Below are 16,187 nucleotides of genomic sequence, written 5' to 3' on the forward strand. Positions count from 1 at the left end.
CCTTTTTGGATGGCCTGGGCTGGCCGGGCTGGGTGGGGCTGGATGGGCCGTCAGGCCGCCATGCGGTGGTGGCCGCGGCCCTCGGCCTTGACCTCGTACATGGCGTCGTCGGCGGCGCGCAGCAGGCCTGCGATGTCCTGTGCATGCTGCGGGAACAGCGCCACGCCGACGCTCACCGACGTCTGCAGGCGCGCGCCGCCGGGCAGCGGCACCGGGTCGCGCATGGCACGCACCACGCGGTCCGCCATGCGCTCCGCATCCTGTGTGTTCTGTGCAGGCGCCATCACGATGGCGAACTCGTCGCCGCCGAGGCGCGCGACGAGGTCCGACTCCCGCAGCTGGGCGCGCAGGCGCTGCGCCACGGCCACGAGCAGGGCGTCGCCGGCGGCGTGCCCGTGGCGATCGTTCACGGACTTGAAATGGTCGTTGTCCAGGAACAGCAGCGCGACCGAGGTGCCCGCCCTGCGCGCCTCGGCGAGCCGGGCCTGCAGATGCTGTTCAAAGTACGCCCGGTTGGGCAGCCCGGTCAGGCTGTCGTGCAGCGCCTGGCGCGAGAGCTCCTCGTTGCGCTGCTCCAGCAGCGCTTCGCGGCGTTCGAGCTCCTCCAGGAGCGCGTTGAAGTCGTCGCCCAGCGCATCCATCTCGGCGATGCGGGCGGGTGGCACGCGCAGGCCCCGAGCCTGCTTGCGGCGTACCGTGCGCGCCACGCCCGCCAGCGCCTGCAGCGGCACCACCATGTCGCGGAGCATGCGCCGCGCCATCCAGGTGCCCACCGCCCCGCTCACCGACATGCACAGCAGCAAAAGGATGAGCCCGGCGGCGACGAACCGCAGCAGCCCCAGACCGTCGCTGCGCAGCGTGACGGACCCGGCAGGTTCTCCGTCGTAGAGGATGGGCTCGGAGACCGGCTCCAGCATCACCAGCGCCGCCACGGCATGGGCCAGCCGCCCTGTGAGGTCGTGGCGTTCCGCGCGCCATTCGGCGAAGACGGCGCCTTGCGCATCCGTCACCCGCGCCTCGGCGACGCCTTCGTCCTGCACCATGCGGCGCAGCGTGGACTCGGCCTCGGCGCGGTCGTCGAACACCACGGCCGCTTCCGCGGTGTAGGCCAGCGAACGCGCCACCAGCTGCAGGTTGCTGTCCATGTAGAACCGCAGGGCCACCAGCCCGGCCAGCACCAGCAGCACGCCGGCAAGGGCCACGGCCAGCAGCGCCATGCTCAGGTGTGCGCGCAGCACCGTGGCGCGCAAGGTTTCCTGCCAGGCGCGTCGGGCGCGTTCGGGCCGGGCGGCCTGCGTCACGGGCCGGCCTTCCGGCGCGACAGCTGCAGCACGCGGGGGTTGACCCGCACGCCGCTGCGCGCGACCGCTTCCGGATTGCTCTCGAAGCCCACGCCTTCCGGCCGCACGTCCAGGCAGAACATGCAGCCGATGCGGCACAGCTCGCGCCGCTCGCCGATCGACAGGACGGCCTGCGGGCCGATCCGCTCCGCCAGCCTGCGCCATTCGTCGTCGTCCAGGCGGCCCGCATAGATGCCGTCGCAGGAGGTGGCGAGCGTGGCATCGTCCAGCCGCAGGCGGCGCACTTCGATGCGGCGGGAATGGAGGGGCTCGGTGCCCTGCAGGAGTTCGTCGGCGTATTCGGTGGCGCCCACCACGCAGAGCCGCACGGGCTGGGGATCGCCGGGCCAGCGGCTGTAGCCGACGATGCCGAGCACGGTCTGCGTGACGGACCGGGTCTTCGCATCGGTGCCGGACAGGCCCTGGGGCAGTGCCGCGCCGTGCCAGGCGGCCAGCCAGGCCACGAAAGCGCCCAGGGCCAGGGTATGCAGGTATCGCGACGCCGTCGCGCGGAGGAAGAACGTCCGGAATGGCAGGCGGATGAAAGTCGGAAACACGGGCACTGGCGCGGCGGTACGGGGGACGAACGGGCGGGGAACAGGGCGTCACTCCGCCCTGCCGCGCAGTGTACCGGCCCTGCCGATGAGCCCGGACCGCACGCGGCGCCGGCCTACAGCCGCTCGGCGCACCCCCGCCCCCGCCGCCGCGGCAGGCCCGTCCCGCTCAAGCCACGGCCGTGCGCAGCGCCACCCCGTCGCGCCCCGGATCGGCGCCGCCGTGCAGGCGGCCGTCCGCCCCGATCTGCACGCCGTGCACCCAGCCGATGGTGTAGTTGTACGGGTTGCGGAACACTTCGTAGCCGTCCGCCTGCAGTTCGCGCGTGACGTAGCGCGGGATGCGGTTGCACACGTCGATGGAGTTGCTGGTGGACGAGAAACGCGGCGCCGAGACGGCCTCCTGCATGCCCATGCCGTGGTCGATCATGTTGAGCAGCACCTGCAGCACGCCCATGGCGATCTGCGTGCCGCCGGGCGCGCCGAGCACGATCTCGGGTTTGCCATCCCGGAAGACGATGCTCGGGCACGACGACGTGAAGCGGCTCTTGCCCGGCTGGATGCTGCCCGCGCGGCCGGGGCGCGGATCGAACACGCCCATGCAGCCGTTGTAGAAAAAGCCCATGCCCGGCGTGATCACGCCCGATGGCATGGCCAGCGAATGCGTCATCGACACGCAATTGCCGTCGCCATCGACCACGCTCAGGTGCGTGGTGTCGCGCGGCACGGGCGCACCGGGGTTCACGCGCTCCACGCGGAACCGGTGGCCCGCGCGGATCTGCTCGGCCACGCGGGCCGCACCGTTCTTGGAGAGCAATTGCTCCAGCGGCACTTCCACGAAGGCCGGATCACCGATGTGGCGGTCCTTGTCCGACGTGGCCTTCTTCATCGCCTCGCTGAGCAGGCGCAGGTAGGCCGGGCCGTTGTGCTCCATCTCCGCGAGCGGGAAGTTCTCCAGGATGTTCAGCATCTGCAGCAGCATCGCGCCGCCGCCCGGAGGCTGGTTGGTGGTGACGGTGCGGCCGCGGTAGCTGCCGGTGAGCGGGGCCGTGCGTCGCACCGCGTAGCGGGCCAGGTCTTCGCGCGTCAACAGGCCGCCGACCGACCGCACGTGCTCCACCATGCGCGCCGCGAGTTCGCCTTCGTAGAACGGGGCGATGCCTTCCTCGGCCACCTGCTCCAGCACGCCGGCCATGCCGGGGTTGGCGAGGGGTGTGCCGATCGGCCTGGGCGAGCCGTCCGGACGGCAGTAGAGCGCGCGGCCTTCGTCGCTGTAGCGCAAGCGGTCGAGGTTGCTGGCCCGGCCCATGGTGGGCTCGTCGATCCAAAAGGCATGCATGCCGGGCCGCACGAAGAAGCCCTCGCGCGCCCAGGCGATGGCGGGCGCCACCACGTCCCTCCACGGCAGGCGGCCGTGCGCGCGGTGCATGGCCTCCAGCCCCTTGAGCGTGGCGGGCGTGCCGATGGACTGCGGGCCGATGTCGTTCACGCGGCCCTTCAGGATGAAGCCGAAGCCGTCCTTGGTTTCGCCCTCGAGCAGGTCGGCCCACATGTCCTCGCGGCAGGCGAGCGGCGCGGGAGAGTGGAAATCGAAGTATTCGTGGGCCGCGGGCCCGTTCGCGCCCTGCATGCAGACGGCCGCCGTGCCGAATCCGGCGATGCCGCACATGAGCGGGTCCACGACGGCCTGGGCGAGCGCGATGGCGACGGCGGCATCCACCGCGTTGCCGCCCGCGCGCAGGATCTCGATGCCCGATTCGGCCGCCTCGGGCTGCGGGCAGGACACCATGGCTTCGTGGGTCATGGCGGTCCTCACTTGCCGCTCAGGTTCAGCGCGTCGAGCGTGGGGCCCCAGGCCCGGGTGTCGCGGCGCGTCACTTCCATGAGCTGGCTGGCGGGGCCGGCCATCGGGATGGCACTCATCGCGCGCAGCTTGGCCTGCACCTCGGCACTCGCGTGGAAGGCGCGGGTGCCCTCGTGCAGCTTGGCGATGATCGCGGGCGGGGTGCCGGCCCGGGCGACGATGCCGCTCCAGCCCATGGTGTCGAAATCCTTCACGCCCAGCTCGTTGGCGGCCGGCACGTCGGGCAGTTCCGCCAGGCGCGAAGGCGCCAGCACCACCAGCGGCACCACCTTGCGGCTCTTGATGTGCGGCAGCGCGGTGCCGGCCACGGGCGCCATCACCTGCGTCTGGCCGCCGATGGTCGCCATGAGACCGTCGGGCTCGCCCTTGAAGGGCACGTGCGTCATCGAGATGCCCAGCTTCTTCTGCAGCAGCTCCACGGCCAGTTGCGTCGAGTTGCCGAGGCCGGAGGACGAGAAGTTCAGCTCGCCCGGATGCGCCTTGGCGTACTTCACCAGATCGTCCAGCGATTTGAAGCCGGTCTCGGGATTGGCGACCAGCACGAAGGGCACGGTGCTCAGCATGCCGACGCCGGTGAAGTCCTTCTCCGGGTCGTACGGCAGCGGCTTGTAGACGAATTTGTTGAGCACCATCTGCGACACCCCGCCGAACATCAGCGTGTAGCCGTCCGCCGGCTGCCCGAGCACCTGCTGCGCCGCGATGATGCCGCCCGCGCCGGGCTTGTTCTCCACCACGATGTTGGCGCCCAGCGCCTTGCCCGCGTGCTCGGCCCAGAGGCGCGCGACGGTGTCGGAGCTGCCACCGGCCTGCTGCGACACCACGAGGCGGATGGGGCGGGTGCCGGGGTAGCCGGCGGCGTCTTGCGCCAGGGCCGGGGCGCCGGCGACGGCCCAGGTGGCCAGCGCGGCGGCCGCCAGCTTGGCGAGGCAGGAAATTTTCTTCATGGTGTGCAGTCTCCGAAGGAAGGGGTGGACCGGGGGGCGGTGCGGCATGTGCCGCTGCGCCAGGGAATTATTCGGGCCGTGACCTGCGCGCACCAGCGAATTCGCCCGATGGATCCATTAGCATTTGCTCATGTCTTATGAACAAGTGGCGTGGGCGCGCCGTCTGAAGGTGAAGCACCTCGAATCGTTCCTGGTGCTGGACGAGGCCGGCACGCTCACCGAGGCCGCCGCGCGCATGCACATGACGCAATCGGCCATGTCGCACTGGCTGGCCGACCTGGAGGAACTGGTGGGCATGCCGCTGGTCACGCGGGGGCGGCGCATCCAGCTCACGCCGGCCGGCAACATCATGAAGCGGCTGGCCATCGGCGTGCTGGGCGACATCTCGCGCACGCAGCTCGAACTCGGCGCGGTGGCCGCGGGCCGCAGGGCGCGCCTGCACATCGGCAGCGTCTGGGCCGGCGTGGCGCGCGGCATGCCGCAGGCGCTGGCCGGCTTCCAGGCGCAGCATCCGTACATCTCGGTGACCGTGTCGGAAAGCCCGTTCGGCAACCTGCTCGAAGGGCTGGAGAACCGGCAGCTCGACGTGGTGATCGGGTCGCTGGATGCGCGCGCCCACCAGGCGCGCCTGGAGCACCGGGAGCTGTTCGAGGACAACGTCTGCCTCGTGATCGGCCGGGCGAGCCGCCTGTGGGACGCGCAAGGCCCGGTGCGGCTGGCCGACCTCGTGGACGAGAACTGGATCATGCCGCCCAAGGGCACGCTGATGCGCTCGCAGCTGGATGCGGCCCTGCTCGACAGCGGCGCGCCCTGGCTGCTGCCCAAGGTGGAGACCGCCGCCATCACCACCTTGCAGGCCCTGGTGCACCAGGGCGACTACGTGGGCGTGTGCTCCGGGGCGATGGCCGAATACCAGGCGGCGCTGGGCAACATGAGGATCCTGCCGCTGGACCGCACGATCCGCTTCGGGCCCGTGGGAGTGGTCTGGAGCCGCGACAACCCCGCGGAGGCGGTGCGGCTCTTCGTCGAACACCTCGTGCGCACCGTGGGCGGCGGTGCGCATGCGCATGCGCAGGCCTGAGCGGCTACGGCCCCGGTTCCAGCTTTGGCTGCGGCAGCTGCGGCGGGCTCAGGACGCTGCGGGCGCCGGCCGCAGGCACTGCCGTGCCGCATGCGCGATGTGCGCGGCATCCACGCCGAAGTGGCTGCGCAGCGCGGCGCGCGTGTCGCTGCGGCCGAAGCCGTCCGTGCCCAGCGTGAGGTAGCGGCGCCCCTCCGGTACGAAGGCGCGCACGGTTTCCGGCACGGCGCGCACGTAGTCGGTGGCGGCGATGACCGGGCCGCGCGTGCCGCGCAGCACCTGGGCGAGCCACGGCACCGCACCGGCTTCCGGTGGCGCGCCTTCGCCCCGCGTCCCGCAATCGCCCTCCAGCCAGCGCCGCTCGCAGGCCACGCCGTCGCGCGCCAGCTCGCTCCAGCTCGTCACGCTGACGACCGTGGCGGCGATGCCCTCGGCGGCCAGCAGCGCGGCGGCCTTCACCACTTCGGTGAGGATCGCGCCGGAGCCCAGCAGGGTGACCTGTGCTTTCGGCGTCTCTTGCGCCACGGCAGGCACCGCCTCGCCGTCCTCACCCTGTCCACCGCCCGTGGTGGCGCAGCCAGCGCCAGGCCCTTGCAGCACATAACCGCCGCGCAGAACGCCTTCGGCCGCGCCCGCGGGCAGGTCCGGCTGCGCGTAGTTCTCGTTCATGAGCGTGACGTAATAGAACACGTCGCGCTGCTCCACCAGCATCTCGCGCATGCCCGCATCCACGATCACGGCCAGCTCGCCCGCGTAGGCCGGGTCGTAGGCCTTGCAGTTGGGGATGGTGGCGGCCACGAGGTGGCTCGATCCGTCCTGGTGCTGCAGCCCCTCGCCGCCCAGCGTGGTGCGGCCCGAGGTGGCGCCCAGCAGGAAGCCCCGCGCGCGCTGGTCGGCGGCGGCCCAGATGGCGTCGCCCACCCGCTGGAAGCCGAACATCGAGTAGTAGATGTAGAACGGCAGCATCGCCAGGCCGTGCACGCTGTAGCTGGTGGCCGCGGCCGTCCAGCTGGCGATCGCGCCGGCCTCGCTGATGCCTTCTTCCAGGATCTGGCCGTCCAGCGCCTCGCGGTAGCTGAGCACCGAGCCGATGTCCTCCGGCGCGTAGCGCTGGCCCACGCTGCTGTAGATGCCCACCTGCTTGAACAGGTTCGCCATGCCGAAGGTGCGCGCCTCGTCCGCCACGATGGGCACGATCCGGGGGCCGAGCTGCGCGTCTTTCAGCAGCGTGCCCAGCATGCGCACGAAGGCCATGGTGGTGCTCATCTCCTTGCCCTGCGCCTGCAGCGCGAACCGGGCGTACTGGTCCAACCCGGGGACCGGCACCACGTCGCAGGCGGTCTCGCGGCGCGGCAGCGCGCCGCCCAGGGCCGCGCGGCGCTCGCGCAGGTAACGCATCTCCGGGCTGTCCTCGGCGGGGCGGTAGAAGGCCAGCCCGGTGGCCTGCGCGTCGGTGAGCGGCAGGTTGAAGCGGTTGCGGAATTCGATCAGCTCGGATTCGTCGAACTTCTTCTGGCTGTGCGTGGTCATCTTGCCCTGGCCCGCGGCGCCCATGCCGTAGCCCTTCTTGGTGTGCGCCAGGATCACGGTGGGCTGGCCGCGGTGCGCGGCCGCCGCGGCGTAGGCGGCGTGGATCTTCACGAGATCGTGGCCGCCGCGCTTCAGCCGGTCGATCTGCTCGTCCGTCAGGCCCTGCGCGAGCGCCGCCAGCCCGGGGTTCTGGCCGAAGAAGTGGTCGCGGTTGAAGCGCCCGTCCTTGGCCGCGAAGGTCTGCATCTGGCCGTCCACCGTCTCGCCCAGCGTGCGGGCCAGCGTGCCGTCGGCATCGCGCGCGAAGAGGCCGTCCCAGTCGCTGCCCCAGAGCAGCTTGACCACGTTCCAGCCCGCGCCCGCGAACAGCCGTTCCAGTTCATCGACGATGCGGCCGTTGCCGCGCACCGGGCCATCGAGCCGCTGCAGGTTGCAGTTGACCACCCAGACGAGGTTGTCCAGCCCCTCGCGCGCGGCCAGCGTGAGCGCGCTCATGCTCTCGGGCTCGTCCATCTCGCCGTCGCCGAACACGCCCCAGACCTTGCGCTGCCGGCAGTCGAGCAGTTGCCGGTGCGAGAGGTACCGCATGAAGCGCGCGTGGTAGATGCTGCTGATCGGCCCGATGCCCATCGAACCCGTCGGGAACTGCCAGAAATCCGGCATCAGCCACGGGTGCGGATAACTGCAGAGCCCCTGCGCGCCGGCCGCGGGTGCGGCGATCTCCTGGCGGTAGTGCTCCAGGTCGCGCTCCGTGAGCCGCCCTTCCAGGAAAGCGCGGGCGTACACGCCCGGTGCGCTGTGCGGCTGGAAGAACACCAGGTCGCCCCGGTGCTGCTCCGGCGCGGTGCCTTCGCGTGCACGGAAGAAGTGGTTGAAGCCGGTTTCGAACAAGTCGGCCGCGCTCGCGTAGCTCGCGATGTGCCCGCCGAGCTCGCCGTACGCCTGGTTCGCGCGCACCACCATGGCCAGGGCATTCCAGCGCATCAGCGACGCCAGCCGCTCTTCGATCGCGAGGTCGCCCGGAAAGGCCGGCTGCGCCTCTGCCGCCACGGTGTTCACGTACGGCGTGTTCAGCGTCGGCTGCCAGCCGGTGCGCTGGCGTCGCGCGAGGCCCGCCAGCTCGTCCAGCACGAAGCGCGCACGCTCCGGGCCCTCGGCGCCCAGCAGCGCCAGGAAGGCGTCCCGCCACTCGGCGGTTTCCTGGGGATCCGGATCGGCGGGGCGACCGGCAGCGGGCGTACCCGAAGACGTGGCGGCGGCCTGGGCGCCGAGGGCATGGAGCGGCAGCGGAGCGTTCATGCGGGAACACTCTACCGGCCCGTGAGCGGCATGGGCGGCTTTTCGGCATCCTGGCAACCCCGAAACCCGGCATTTCATGCCGCCGATCTTCTAAACTGCAGCACATGAAGCTGGACACGACCGATCTGCGCATTCTGGCCGAGCTGCAGGCCGACGGCTCGCTCTCCAACGTGGAGCTGGCGCGCCGGGTGCATCTGTCGCCCTCGCCCTGCCTGGCGCGCGTCAAGGCGCTGGAGGCCTCGGGCGTGATCGCGCGCTATGTGGCCCTGGCGAACCCGGCGGTGCTGGGCCTGGGGCTCAATGTGTTCATCAGCATCAGCCTGAAGTCGCAGGCCAAGGAGGCGCTGGCGCAGTTCGAGCGCCGCATCGCCGAGCACGACGAGGTGATGGAGTGCTACCTCATGAGTGGCGACTCCGACTACCTCATCCGCGTGGCGGTGGCCGACATCGGCGCGCTGGAGCGCTTCATCCTGGAGCAGCTCACGCCGATCCCGGGCATCGAGAAGATCCGCTCCAGCTTCGCGCTCAAGCAGGTGCGCTACAAGACCGCCCTGCCCTTGCCGGTGCCGTCTGTCTGAGGGCGTGGTGACGATCTCCCGGCAGTCCGGGAATCGGAGGCTTCGACTGGAAAGAAATACGCCGGCGACATCAGCCGCGAGAAGTATGCCCAGATCGAGCCACTGCCGGCTGTCTACACGGGCAAGCCGTTGCACAGCAGGTCGGCAAGACGCTGGGCGAACACGTCACGGGGCAGGTGGCCAAGCGTTCAGAAGACCGGAAGCACGTTCTCAGAGGAAGTTTCCGCCGTCGTCGTCGAAGACTGGGCCGTTGTCGTCGGGCGACCAGCCTGCGTCGCGGATGTCGTCGTTGCCGCGGCTGCCGTAGAAATTCTCGTTGGTGATGTTCTGCACCACGGTTTCCTGCGGCATCAGTTCGCCACCGAACAGGCCGGCGTTGCTGCCGCCCCCCAGCAGGCCATTGCCCACGGCGCTGCCGCGGTTGCCCAGCAGGTGTTCCAGCCCGTTGAACAGGAACATGCCGCCGGCCACACCGGCCGCCGCGCTGGCGGCGGTGCCGAGAAAGCCCGGCCCTGCAGGGGAGGCCGCAGCCGGCGCGCTGGCGTTGCCGAACAGGCGGTCGCGCCAGCCCGGAGCGGGTGCCGGTTGCGCATAGCCCGCCGGGGGGGCCTGCGGCGGCATGGACGTGGGTTGCGCTGCGGCGGCACCCGGGCTGTAGGCTTGCGACGAGGCGCGGCCGAAGCCCGGCTCCAGGCCGGCGCCGATGAAGCTGCGATGGCTGTCTGCGGCCTGCTGCAGCCGTGCGACTTCTTCCTGTGCATGCGCCAGGCCGCGCTCGAGCAGCAGGCAGCGCTGCACCAGCAGGTAGAGCGCATCGGGCTGCGCGGCCAGCGCCTGGTGGATGCGGCTGTCGGCCTCGCTGTCCTTGGCGACCGGGCCGGCGTGGGCCAAACGTTGCAGCAGGTCGTCGAGCAGCGGGCGTTCGTTCGGGGTCATCGTCACATTCCTTTGGCCGGTGGATGAAGGGTATGCGCATCTGATCCCGCGCCGATTGGCGGGTTCCCGGCACTGGCCTGCCATTAAGGCTCGGCTAAGGCTGCCGGCGGCGGGCGGGCGGGTAGCCAGACGAAGGCAGCAGCCTTCCAGCGCCGTCAGGCTCCACCGCTCAGAAAGATCGTCAACACGTTCCGGGGGCGAGAGCATGCGAGGCCAGCCGGAAGACCGCTCACCAGGCGGCGTCGAACAATTCGAGCTGCGGCGGGCCCAGGTACAGATCGCGCTTCTGGCCCGCGTTCGCATGCGCGGCGCGGAAAGCCTCGGAGCGGATCCAGTCCTCGAAATGCACACGCGACTGCCACACCGTGTGCGACGCGAACAGCGTGTGCTCCGCGGTGGTCTCGCCGCGCAGCAGATGGAACGACTGGAAGCCCGGCACCTGGGCCAGGTGGCTGTCGCGCTGGCGCCAGAGTTCGATGAATTCATCCTCCCGGCCGGGGACGATGCGGAAGCGGTTCATGGCGATGAACAGGGGCATGGCGGAAGCCTTGTCAATGGAAGGGGATGGAAGAATCGTACGGCTGATGAACGGCCGGGACACACGCGAAGCACCGCTCGACGGAGAGAGACAAGGCGCCGACAGATCCTGCCAGGCCCTGGTTCACGGTGCGGTACCCGCCGCCGGGGCGGACGCGGACGCGGACGGGGCGTCGGCACCCGTTGCCGGCTGGGCCCCGCCCGCCACCAGCCGCTTGCGCACGTCGGCCAGCACGGCCTTCACGCGGCGCGCGTTCTCGGGCCCGATGCGCAGCATCATCTTCTGGCCGGCGGAGAGCGCCTGCAGGTGCGGATCGGCGAACTCGTAGCGCACCCATGGCCGGGTAGAGGGCACGTCGCCCTGCACGCGGGTGAGCTGCACCTGCAGCGGCACGGCCGGCTCGGGCGTCTGCAGCAGATGCCCGATGACCGCCACGAGCCGGTCGTTGAAGTAGCCCTTCGGGTAGCCGAGTTCCACATAGGTCTGCTGGAACAGCGGATACAGCTGCCGGTAGAGCGCCACCGCCTGCTCGCGCGGCACCGCCTCCACGAGCGAGACCAGCGCCCCGTAGCGCGCCGTGTTGCCCGGGGCGATGGTGGCATGCAGCGGCGCGCCGTTCTCGTCCACCGCGCTGCCGGGCTGCGCCTGCACCAGGAAGCGCTGCGGCGCCGGCTGCACGGGCCAGAGCCGCGAGGGCGCCTGGGTGCGCGGCAGGTTGTCCACCGTGACCACGAAGCGCCGCACGATCTCGTCGAGGTGCAGCAGCGCGGCGATGCGGTCCCGCCCCAGCCACCCGCCGAGCGACTGGGCGATGACCGCATCGGATTCCTGCAGCGACGGCAAGGCTGCCGAATGCGCCGCCTCGATCGGATGCTCGGGCCCGGAGGCGGCAGCGGCGGGCGCAGGCGCGGAGGCCGGCGCCCGCGCCATCGGCGGCGTGGGGGCCTGGGCGGACGGCACGGGTTCGGGCGGGGGCATGTGCGAGGTCGGCGGCAGCCAGCCGAACCACCAGGCGGCACCCGCCAGCGCGGCAGCGCCGGCCAGCGCCGCGACGATCCAGCCCACGGGCGATGCAGAGGACGGGCGGCGCGGCACGCTGGACGGCGGGCGCAGATCCATGGAACGGTCGTCTGTCATGCGGAACACTCTTTCACGAACAGGGCATGGGCAGGCGCGGCAGCCGGAAAGGCCGGCCACGCGGTGCCGATGCATGCCATTGTGGAGCCGGCCGGCCCGCGGGGCGGTAAGCACGTGTTCATGTCACGCCCCCGCCGCCGCGCCCTCCCGGCGCACGGGCGGGGCCGGGTGCCCGAGCCCATCCAGCCAGGCCATGGCATCGCGCAGTTCATCGGGCCGGATCTCGTGCATGCCCGCATATTCGCGGTAGGTGAGCGCCACCGGCAGGCCGAGGGCATGATCGCGGATCACATGGGCGCTCGCCAGGGGAATCACGTTGTCCTGCAGCCCGTGGCTCACCCAGAGCGCGCGGCCCGCCAGCGCCTCGGGGGCCACGGCATGCGGCAGCACCTGGGGCAGCAGCCGGCTGTGCCAGGCCATCGCGCCCCGCAGCAGGTCGGGCCGCGTCAGCAGCAGCGAGATCGCCATGATGCCGCCCTGGCTGAAGCCGCCGACCACGACGCGCGCCGGCGGCACGCCCAGCTGCACCGCGGCGGTTTCCACCGTACGGGTCAGCAGGCTGCGGCTGGCCGTTTCCTGGGCTTCGTGGATGGTGCGGCTGCCGTCGGGTTCCACGGTGAATTCGAACCAGGTATTCGCTCCCGGGCCCATGGCGTAGGGTGCGCGCAGGCTCACCACGTGGAACTGCGCGGGCACCCAGCGGGCGAGCGCGAACAGGTCCTTTTCATGGCTGCCCACGCCGTGCATGAGCACCAGCAGCCAGGGCTGCTCCGTACCCGCGGCGGCGGGACGGCCCAGGAAGGACATCGGCAGATCGAGCGGGGAAAGCGTCGGGTCGGTGAGCGTCGGGTCGGTGTGCGTCGGGATCATCCGCGGTTGGAGCGCCCGGCGCCCCCGGAGTTTCATGCGGCGTCGGAAACCGGCTCGAGCGCGAACGAATCCATGGCGAGGGAGCCGTGCATCACCTCGCGGCTCAGGTAGTGCGCAGCCGCTCCCGCCCCTGCCGCGCCCAGTGCAAAGAAGAGCGGCAGGAAATGGTCGTCGCCCGGGTGCGCGCGCACCGCATGCGGCGCCCGGCTGCGGTAGTCCAGCAATGCCTCGGTGTCACCGCGCTGCACCGCGGCCTCGATCCAGCGGGCGAACTCCGCCACATACGGTTGGGCGCCACCGGCTCCACCGAAGAATTCCGACAGGTTGTGGGTCATGCTGCCGGAGCCGACCACCAGCACGTTCTGCGCGCGCAGGCCGCGGAGGGCGGCCCCGAGCGCATGGACCTCGCGCGGGCCCGCACCGGCCGGCAGTGCCACCTGCACCACCGGCAGATCGGCCTGCGGGAACAGGTGCATCAGCGGCACCCACGCGCCATGGTCGAACGGGCGCTGCGCATCGCCCTGCGCAGCGATGCCCGCGTCCTGGAGCAAGGCGAGCACCTCCGCGGCGAGGCCGGGCGAGCCGGCTGCCGGATAGTGCAGCGCATAGAGCGGCTCGGGAAAGCCCCCGAAATCGTGCCAGGTGGCCGGGCGCGGCCCCGCCATCACCTGCACGCCGCGCGCCATCCAGTGGGGCGACATCACCACGATGCCGCGCAGCGCCGGAAACCGGGCCCGCAGGTCGTCGGCCCAGGCGCGCAGCGCGGGACCCGTTTCTCCGGGCTCCAGCGCGAACATCGGCGAGCCGTGGGAGACGAACAGCGTGGGGACTTCGGCCGGCGGGGCATCCGCGGCGCTGCCCACGCGGATGGAAGGCAGCGCCGCAGCGGCGCCAGCGCGTGGCGAGGCGACGGGAGACGGGGAATGCAGCGTGTCAGGCGAGTCGGGCGAAATCATGGCGGGGCGATCCAGAAAGGACAGGAGGATGTTGCCATGCAGATGGGAGCGCACCGCCACGTTCCGAAGGCCTGCGCGGCGGACACAGCGTTCCACCCACGGTGCCAATCGGCCTTTCAGCCCGCGTCGCGCACCCGTCCCCGCAGCGACTTGGTGCCCGACCGCTCCCGCTTGTCCTGCATGCGGCGCTGCCGCTCGCCGTAGGACGGCTGCGTGGCGCGGCGCACGCGCGGCGGCTGCGCGACGCGCGCCACCATCGCTTCGAGCCGCTGCAGCGCATCGAGGCGATTGGCCTCCTGCGTGCGGTATTGCTGCGCCTTGATCACCACCACGCCCGCCTGGGTGATGCGCGCGTCGGGCAGCGCCAGCAGCCGGGCCTTGACGTCGTCCGGCAGCGACGACGCACCCACGTCGAAGCGCAACTGCACCGCGCTCGACACCTTGTTGACGTTCTGGCCGCCGGGCCCCTGCGCCCGCATCGCGGTGAACGCCACTTCGCGCTCGTCCACCCGCACCGGCGTACGCCCAGGCCCCCGCGCAGGAATGCCGGACATGGCCGCCTCAGCCCCGGCCCGGGCCGGCGGCCCCGGCCTCCAGCGCCGCCCGCAGTGCGGCCTCGAAGGGCCCGGGCCGCTCGAACTGCACCCAGTGCCCGGCATCCGGCACCAGCGCCATGCCCCGGAAATCCGGCGCGGCGGCGCGGTAGGCATCCTCCAGCGCAGCGATCCATTGGCGGTAGAGCGTGTCGCGCGCGCCGTAGATGGCATGCACGGGGCAGCGCACGGCCGGCAGCGCACGGGCCAGCGCGTCCGTGTGCGCCAGGCGCCGCCGCGGCATGCGGTCGCGGACCACGTTGGCCTGGTGCAACTCCAGCGCCAGGCCGTCGATGAGCGTGGCGTCGTGCAGCATCAGCTCGGCCAGGTTGTGGCGGTGCGCCGCCTCCTGCGCCGCCGCGGACGCCAGGTGCCGCCAGCCCTTGAGCGTGAACTGCCGCTCCGGCACCACGCCCATCGCGGGCGCGCCCACCAGTACCAGTTGGCGCGCGAGCCGGGGCTCGGCCGCGAGCAGCAGCCCCGCCGTCAGTCCGCCGAACGAAAAGCCGACCAGATCGCACGGCGCATCGCCCCACAGGGCGCGCATGCCCTCGGCGAGCGGTTCCACCAGCGCGTCGGCATCGGCGCCGCCCGGCGGCACGGCGGAATCGCCGAAGCCCGGCAGGTCCGGCACCCAGACCGTGCGGCCCCAGGACCGCAGAGTGCCGATGTTGCGCACCCAGTGCGTCCAGCTGCCGCTGCCGCCGTGCAGGAGCACGAGCGGCGGCTCTGCACCGCCCGCGCCCGTGGGCTGCCACACGTGCCATACCAGCGAGCCAGCGCCGCAGGGCGTCATGCGTACCTGCGCCTGTGCCTCCAGCGCCAGGACCTCGGGCGGATGGGCGGGTGCCGGCACGCCTGCGGCGCCCTGGTCGAATGATGCCGCCGTCACCAGCCGGCCACCGCGTCGATCGCCAGCGCGTAGCCGGGCACGCCGAAGCCGCACATCACGGCCCGGGCCGCACTGGCGATGTAGGAATGGTGCCGGAAGCTCTCGCGCGCATGCACGTTGCTGATGTGCAGTTCCACCAGCGGCACGCCCGTGCCCTTCACGGCGTCGAGCAGCGCCACGCTGGTATGGGTATAGGCGGCGGCGTTGAGCACCACGCCGGCGAGTTCGCCCGCCGCATGCAGCCGGCCCGCCTCGTGGATCCAGTCCACCAGGTCGCCCTCGTGGTTGCTCTGGCGGAACTGCAGCGCCAGGCCATGGCGCGCGCAGGCCTCGGCGCAAAGGCGCTCGACGTCGGCCAGCGTCTGCGGGCCGTAGACGGCCGGCTCGCGCGTGCCGAGCAAATTCAGGTTCGGGCCGTTGAGAACGAAAACGGAACGGGGCGTGGTCACGGGGGCGGTACTCCAGGAACTCCAGCAGCGGCACGGGCCACCCTGCCGCAACCCGGCACGGCCCACCGCGCGAAAAATCACCACGGGATTATGCGGCCACCCAAAAAAGAAGGGCCCCGCGGACGGGGCCCAAGAGGGCGGCGGCAGGCGGTTCGCACGCCGCCCCGGGGAGGATCGGTCAGAAATGAACAGCCTTGCCGGCTATATGCCCCGCGAAGCGGACTCTGCAGGCCTCAGCGCCAGTGGCCGCCGCCGCGGTGCCAGTGGGGCGGGCGGTTGTAGTAGCCGTACCCGTAGCCGCCATACACGGCGGGCGGCGGCGCGTAATACACCGGCCGGGGCGGCACGTACGCCACGGGCGGCGGGCCGTAATAGACGGGTGCGGGCGGGGTGTAGTACACGGGCGGGGGCGGCGGCACCACGAAGGTCGGCGGCGGCGCGTAGACCACGCCCGGGCCGGCACCCACGCCGACCGACACGCCGGGTGAATTCACGCCGACGGACCAGTACACGTCGCGCGCCTGCGCGGTGCCCGAGGCGGCCAGCAGCGCCAAACCCATGCCGGTGGCAGCGGCGAGGGCTGCGAAAGAACGGCTCTTGGTCATGAGAATCTCCTTGGAAAGTGG

At 71.5% G+C, this 16,187-nt stretch carries 16 protein-coding genes; 2 read left to right on the plus strand and 14 right to left on the minus strand.

Translation table 11 applies throughout. The features are described from left to right. Nucleotides 1–50 precede the first annotated feature (50 nt). From Q9R47_RS08980 to Q9R47_RS08995, 4 genes are all read right to left on the minus strand, one after another. Nucleotides 51–1,301: a diguanylate cyclase domain-containing protein gene (locus Q9R47_RS08980; protein WP_311232861.1), complete on the minus strand. Its 1,251-nt coding sequence runs from the start codon at nucleotides 1,299–1,301 to the stop codon at nucleotides 51–53. Further along, nucleotides 1,298–1,897 (minus strand): YfiR family protein, encoded by a 600-nt coding sequence (locus Q9R47_RS08985; protein WP_311232862.1) that lies wholly within the window; start codon nucleotides 1,895–1,897, stop codon nucleotides 1,298–1,300. The genes Q9R47_RS08980 and Q9R47_RS08985 overlap by 4 nt, the downstream gene beginning before the upstream one ends. Nucleotides 1,898–2,063: 166 nt before the next feature. After that, nucleotides 2,064–3,698 carry a gamma-glutamyltransferase gene (gene ggt, locus Q9R47_RS08990; protein ID WP_311232863.1) on the minus strand — a complete coding sequence of 545 codons (1,635 nt, stop codon included), beginning with the start codon at nucleotides 3,696–3,698 and terminating at the stop codon, nucleotides 2,064–2,066. Between the two features lie 8 nt (nucleotides 3,699–3,706). Next, nucleotides 3,707–4,702 (minus strand): tripartite tricarboxylate transporter substrate binding protein, encoded by a 996-nt coding sequence (locus Q9R47_RS08995; protein WP_311232864.1) that lies wholly within the window; start codon nucleotides 4,700–4,702, stop codon nucleotides 3,707–3,709. A 130-nt stretch (nucleotides 4,703–4,832) separates the two neighbouring features. Here Q9R47_RS08995 and Q9R47_RS09000 point away from each other — a divergent pair, with 130 nt between their 5' ends. Beyond that, the gene (locus Q9R47_RS09000; RefSeq protein WP_311232865.1) at nucleotides 4,833–5,783 is read left to right on the plus strand and encodes a LysR family transcriptional regulator; all 951 of its coding nucleotides are present in this window, start codon (nucleotides 4,833–4,835) and stop codon (nucleotides 5,781–5,783) included. 48 nt (nucleotides 5,784–5,831) lie between these two features. Here the strand turns inward: Q9R47_RS09000 and mdeB are convergent, their stop codons facing one another. Then, on the minus strand, nucleotides 5,832–8,612 hold the full coding sequence (gene mdeB / locus Q9R47_RS09005; RefSeq protein ID WP_311232866.1) for an alpha-ketoglutarate dehydrogenase: 2,781 nt from the start codon (nucleotides 8,610–8,612) through the stop codon (nucleotides 5,832–5,834). A gap of 104 nt (nucleotides 8,613–8,716) precedes the next feature. Between mdeB and Q9R47_RS09010 the strand changes: the two genes are divergently transcribed. After that, the gene (locus Q9R47_RS09010) at nucleotides 8,717–9,190 is read left to right on the plus strand and encodes an Lrp/AsnC family transcriptional regulator (RefSeq protein WP_311232867.1); all 474 of its coding nucleotides are present in this window, start codon (nucleotides 8,717–8,719) and stop codon (nucleotides 9,188–9,190) included. Between the two features lie 210 nt (nucleotides 9,191–9,400). Here the strand turns inward: Q9R47_RS09010 and Q9R47_RS09015 are convergent, their stop codons facing one another. From Q9R47_RS09015 to Q9R47_RS09055, 9 genes are all read right to left on the minus strand, one after another. Then, a complete protein-coding gene (locus Q9R47_RS09015) occupies nucleotides 9,401–10,126 on the minus strand; it encodes a DUF2076 family protein (RefSeq protein WP_311232868.1) in 726 nt (241 codons plus the stop codon). A gap of 229 nt (nucleotides 10,127–10,355) precedes the next feature. Then, nucleotides 10,356–10,664, minus strand: a complete 309-nt coding sequence (locus tag Q9R47_RS09020; RefSeq protein ID WP_311232869.1) for an antibiotic biosynthesis monooxygenase — start codon at nucleotides 10,662–10,664, stop codon at nucleotides 10,356–10,358. Between the two features lie 123 nt (nucleotides 10,665–10,787). Continuing rightward, entirely contained in the window at nucleotides 10,788–11,801 is a 1,014-nt protein-coding gene (locus Q9R47_RS09025; protein WP_311232870.1) for a DUF3014 domain-containing protein, read from the minus strand. 123 nt (nucleotides 11,802–11,924) lie between these two features. Continuing rightward, nucleotides 11,925–12,671, minus strand: a complete 747-nt coding sequence (locus Q9R47_RS09030; protein ID WP_311232871.1) for a dienelactone hydrolase family protein — start codon at nucleotides 12,669–12,671, stop codon at nucleotides 11,925–11,927. A 32-nt stretch (nucleotides 12,672–12,703) separates the two neighbouring features. Further along, the gene (locus tag Q9R47_RS09035; RefSeq protein ID WP_311232872.1) at nucleotides 12,704–13,627 is read right to left on the minus strand and encodes a class III extradiol ring-cleavage dioxygenase; all 924 of its coding nucleotides are present in this window, start codon (nucleotides 13,625–13,627) and stop codon (nucleotides 12,704–12,706) included. A 116-nt stretch (nucleotides 13,628–13,743) separates the two neighbouring features. After that, nucleotides 13,744–14,181 (minus strand): alternative ribosome rescue aminoacyl-tRNA hydrolase ArfB, encoded by a 438-nt coding sequence (arfB, locus tag Q9R47_RS09040; protein WP_311232873.1) that lies wholly within the window; start codon nucleotides 14,179–14,181, stop codon nucleotides 13,744–13,746. A gap of 7 nt (nucleotides 14,182–14,188) precedes the next feature. Then, nucleotides 14,189–15,016: an alpha/beta fold hydrolase gene (locus tag Q9R47_RS09045; protein WP_311232970.1), complete on the minus strand. Its 828-nt coding sequence runs from the start codon at nucleotides 15,014–15,016 to the stop codon at nucleotides 14,189–14,191. A 92-nt stretch (nucleotides 15,017–15,108) separates the two neighbouring features. After that, a complete protein-coding gene (gene aroQ, locus Q9R47_RS09050; RefSeq protein WP_311232874.1) occupies nucleotides 15,109–15,561 on the minus strand; it encodes a type II 3-dehydroquinate dehydratase in 453 nt (150 codons plus the stop codon). 233 nt (nucleotides 15,562–15,794) lie between these two features. Beyond that, on the minus strand, nucleotides 15,795–16,166 hold the full coding sequence (locus Q9R47_RS09055; protein ID WP_311232875.1) for a hypothetical protein: 372 nt from the start codon (nucleotides 16,164–16,166) through the stop codon (nucleotides 15,795–15,797). Nucleotides 16,167–16,187: the final 21 nt, after the last annotated feature.

The organism is Acidovorax sp. PRC11 (assembly GCF_031844105.1).
Lineage (GTDB): Bacteria > Pseudomonadota > Gammaproteobacteria > Burkholderiales > Burkholderiaceae_C > Paracidovorax.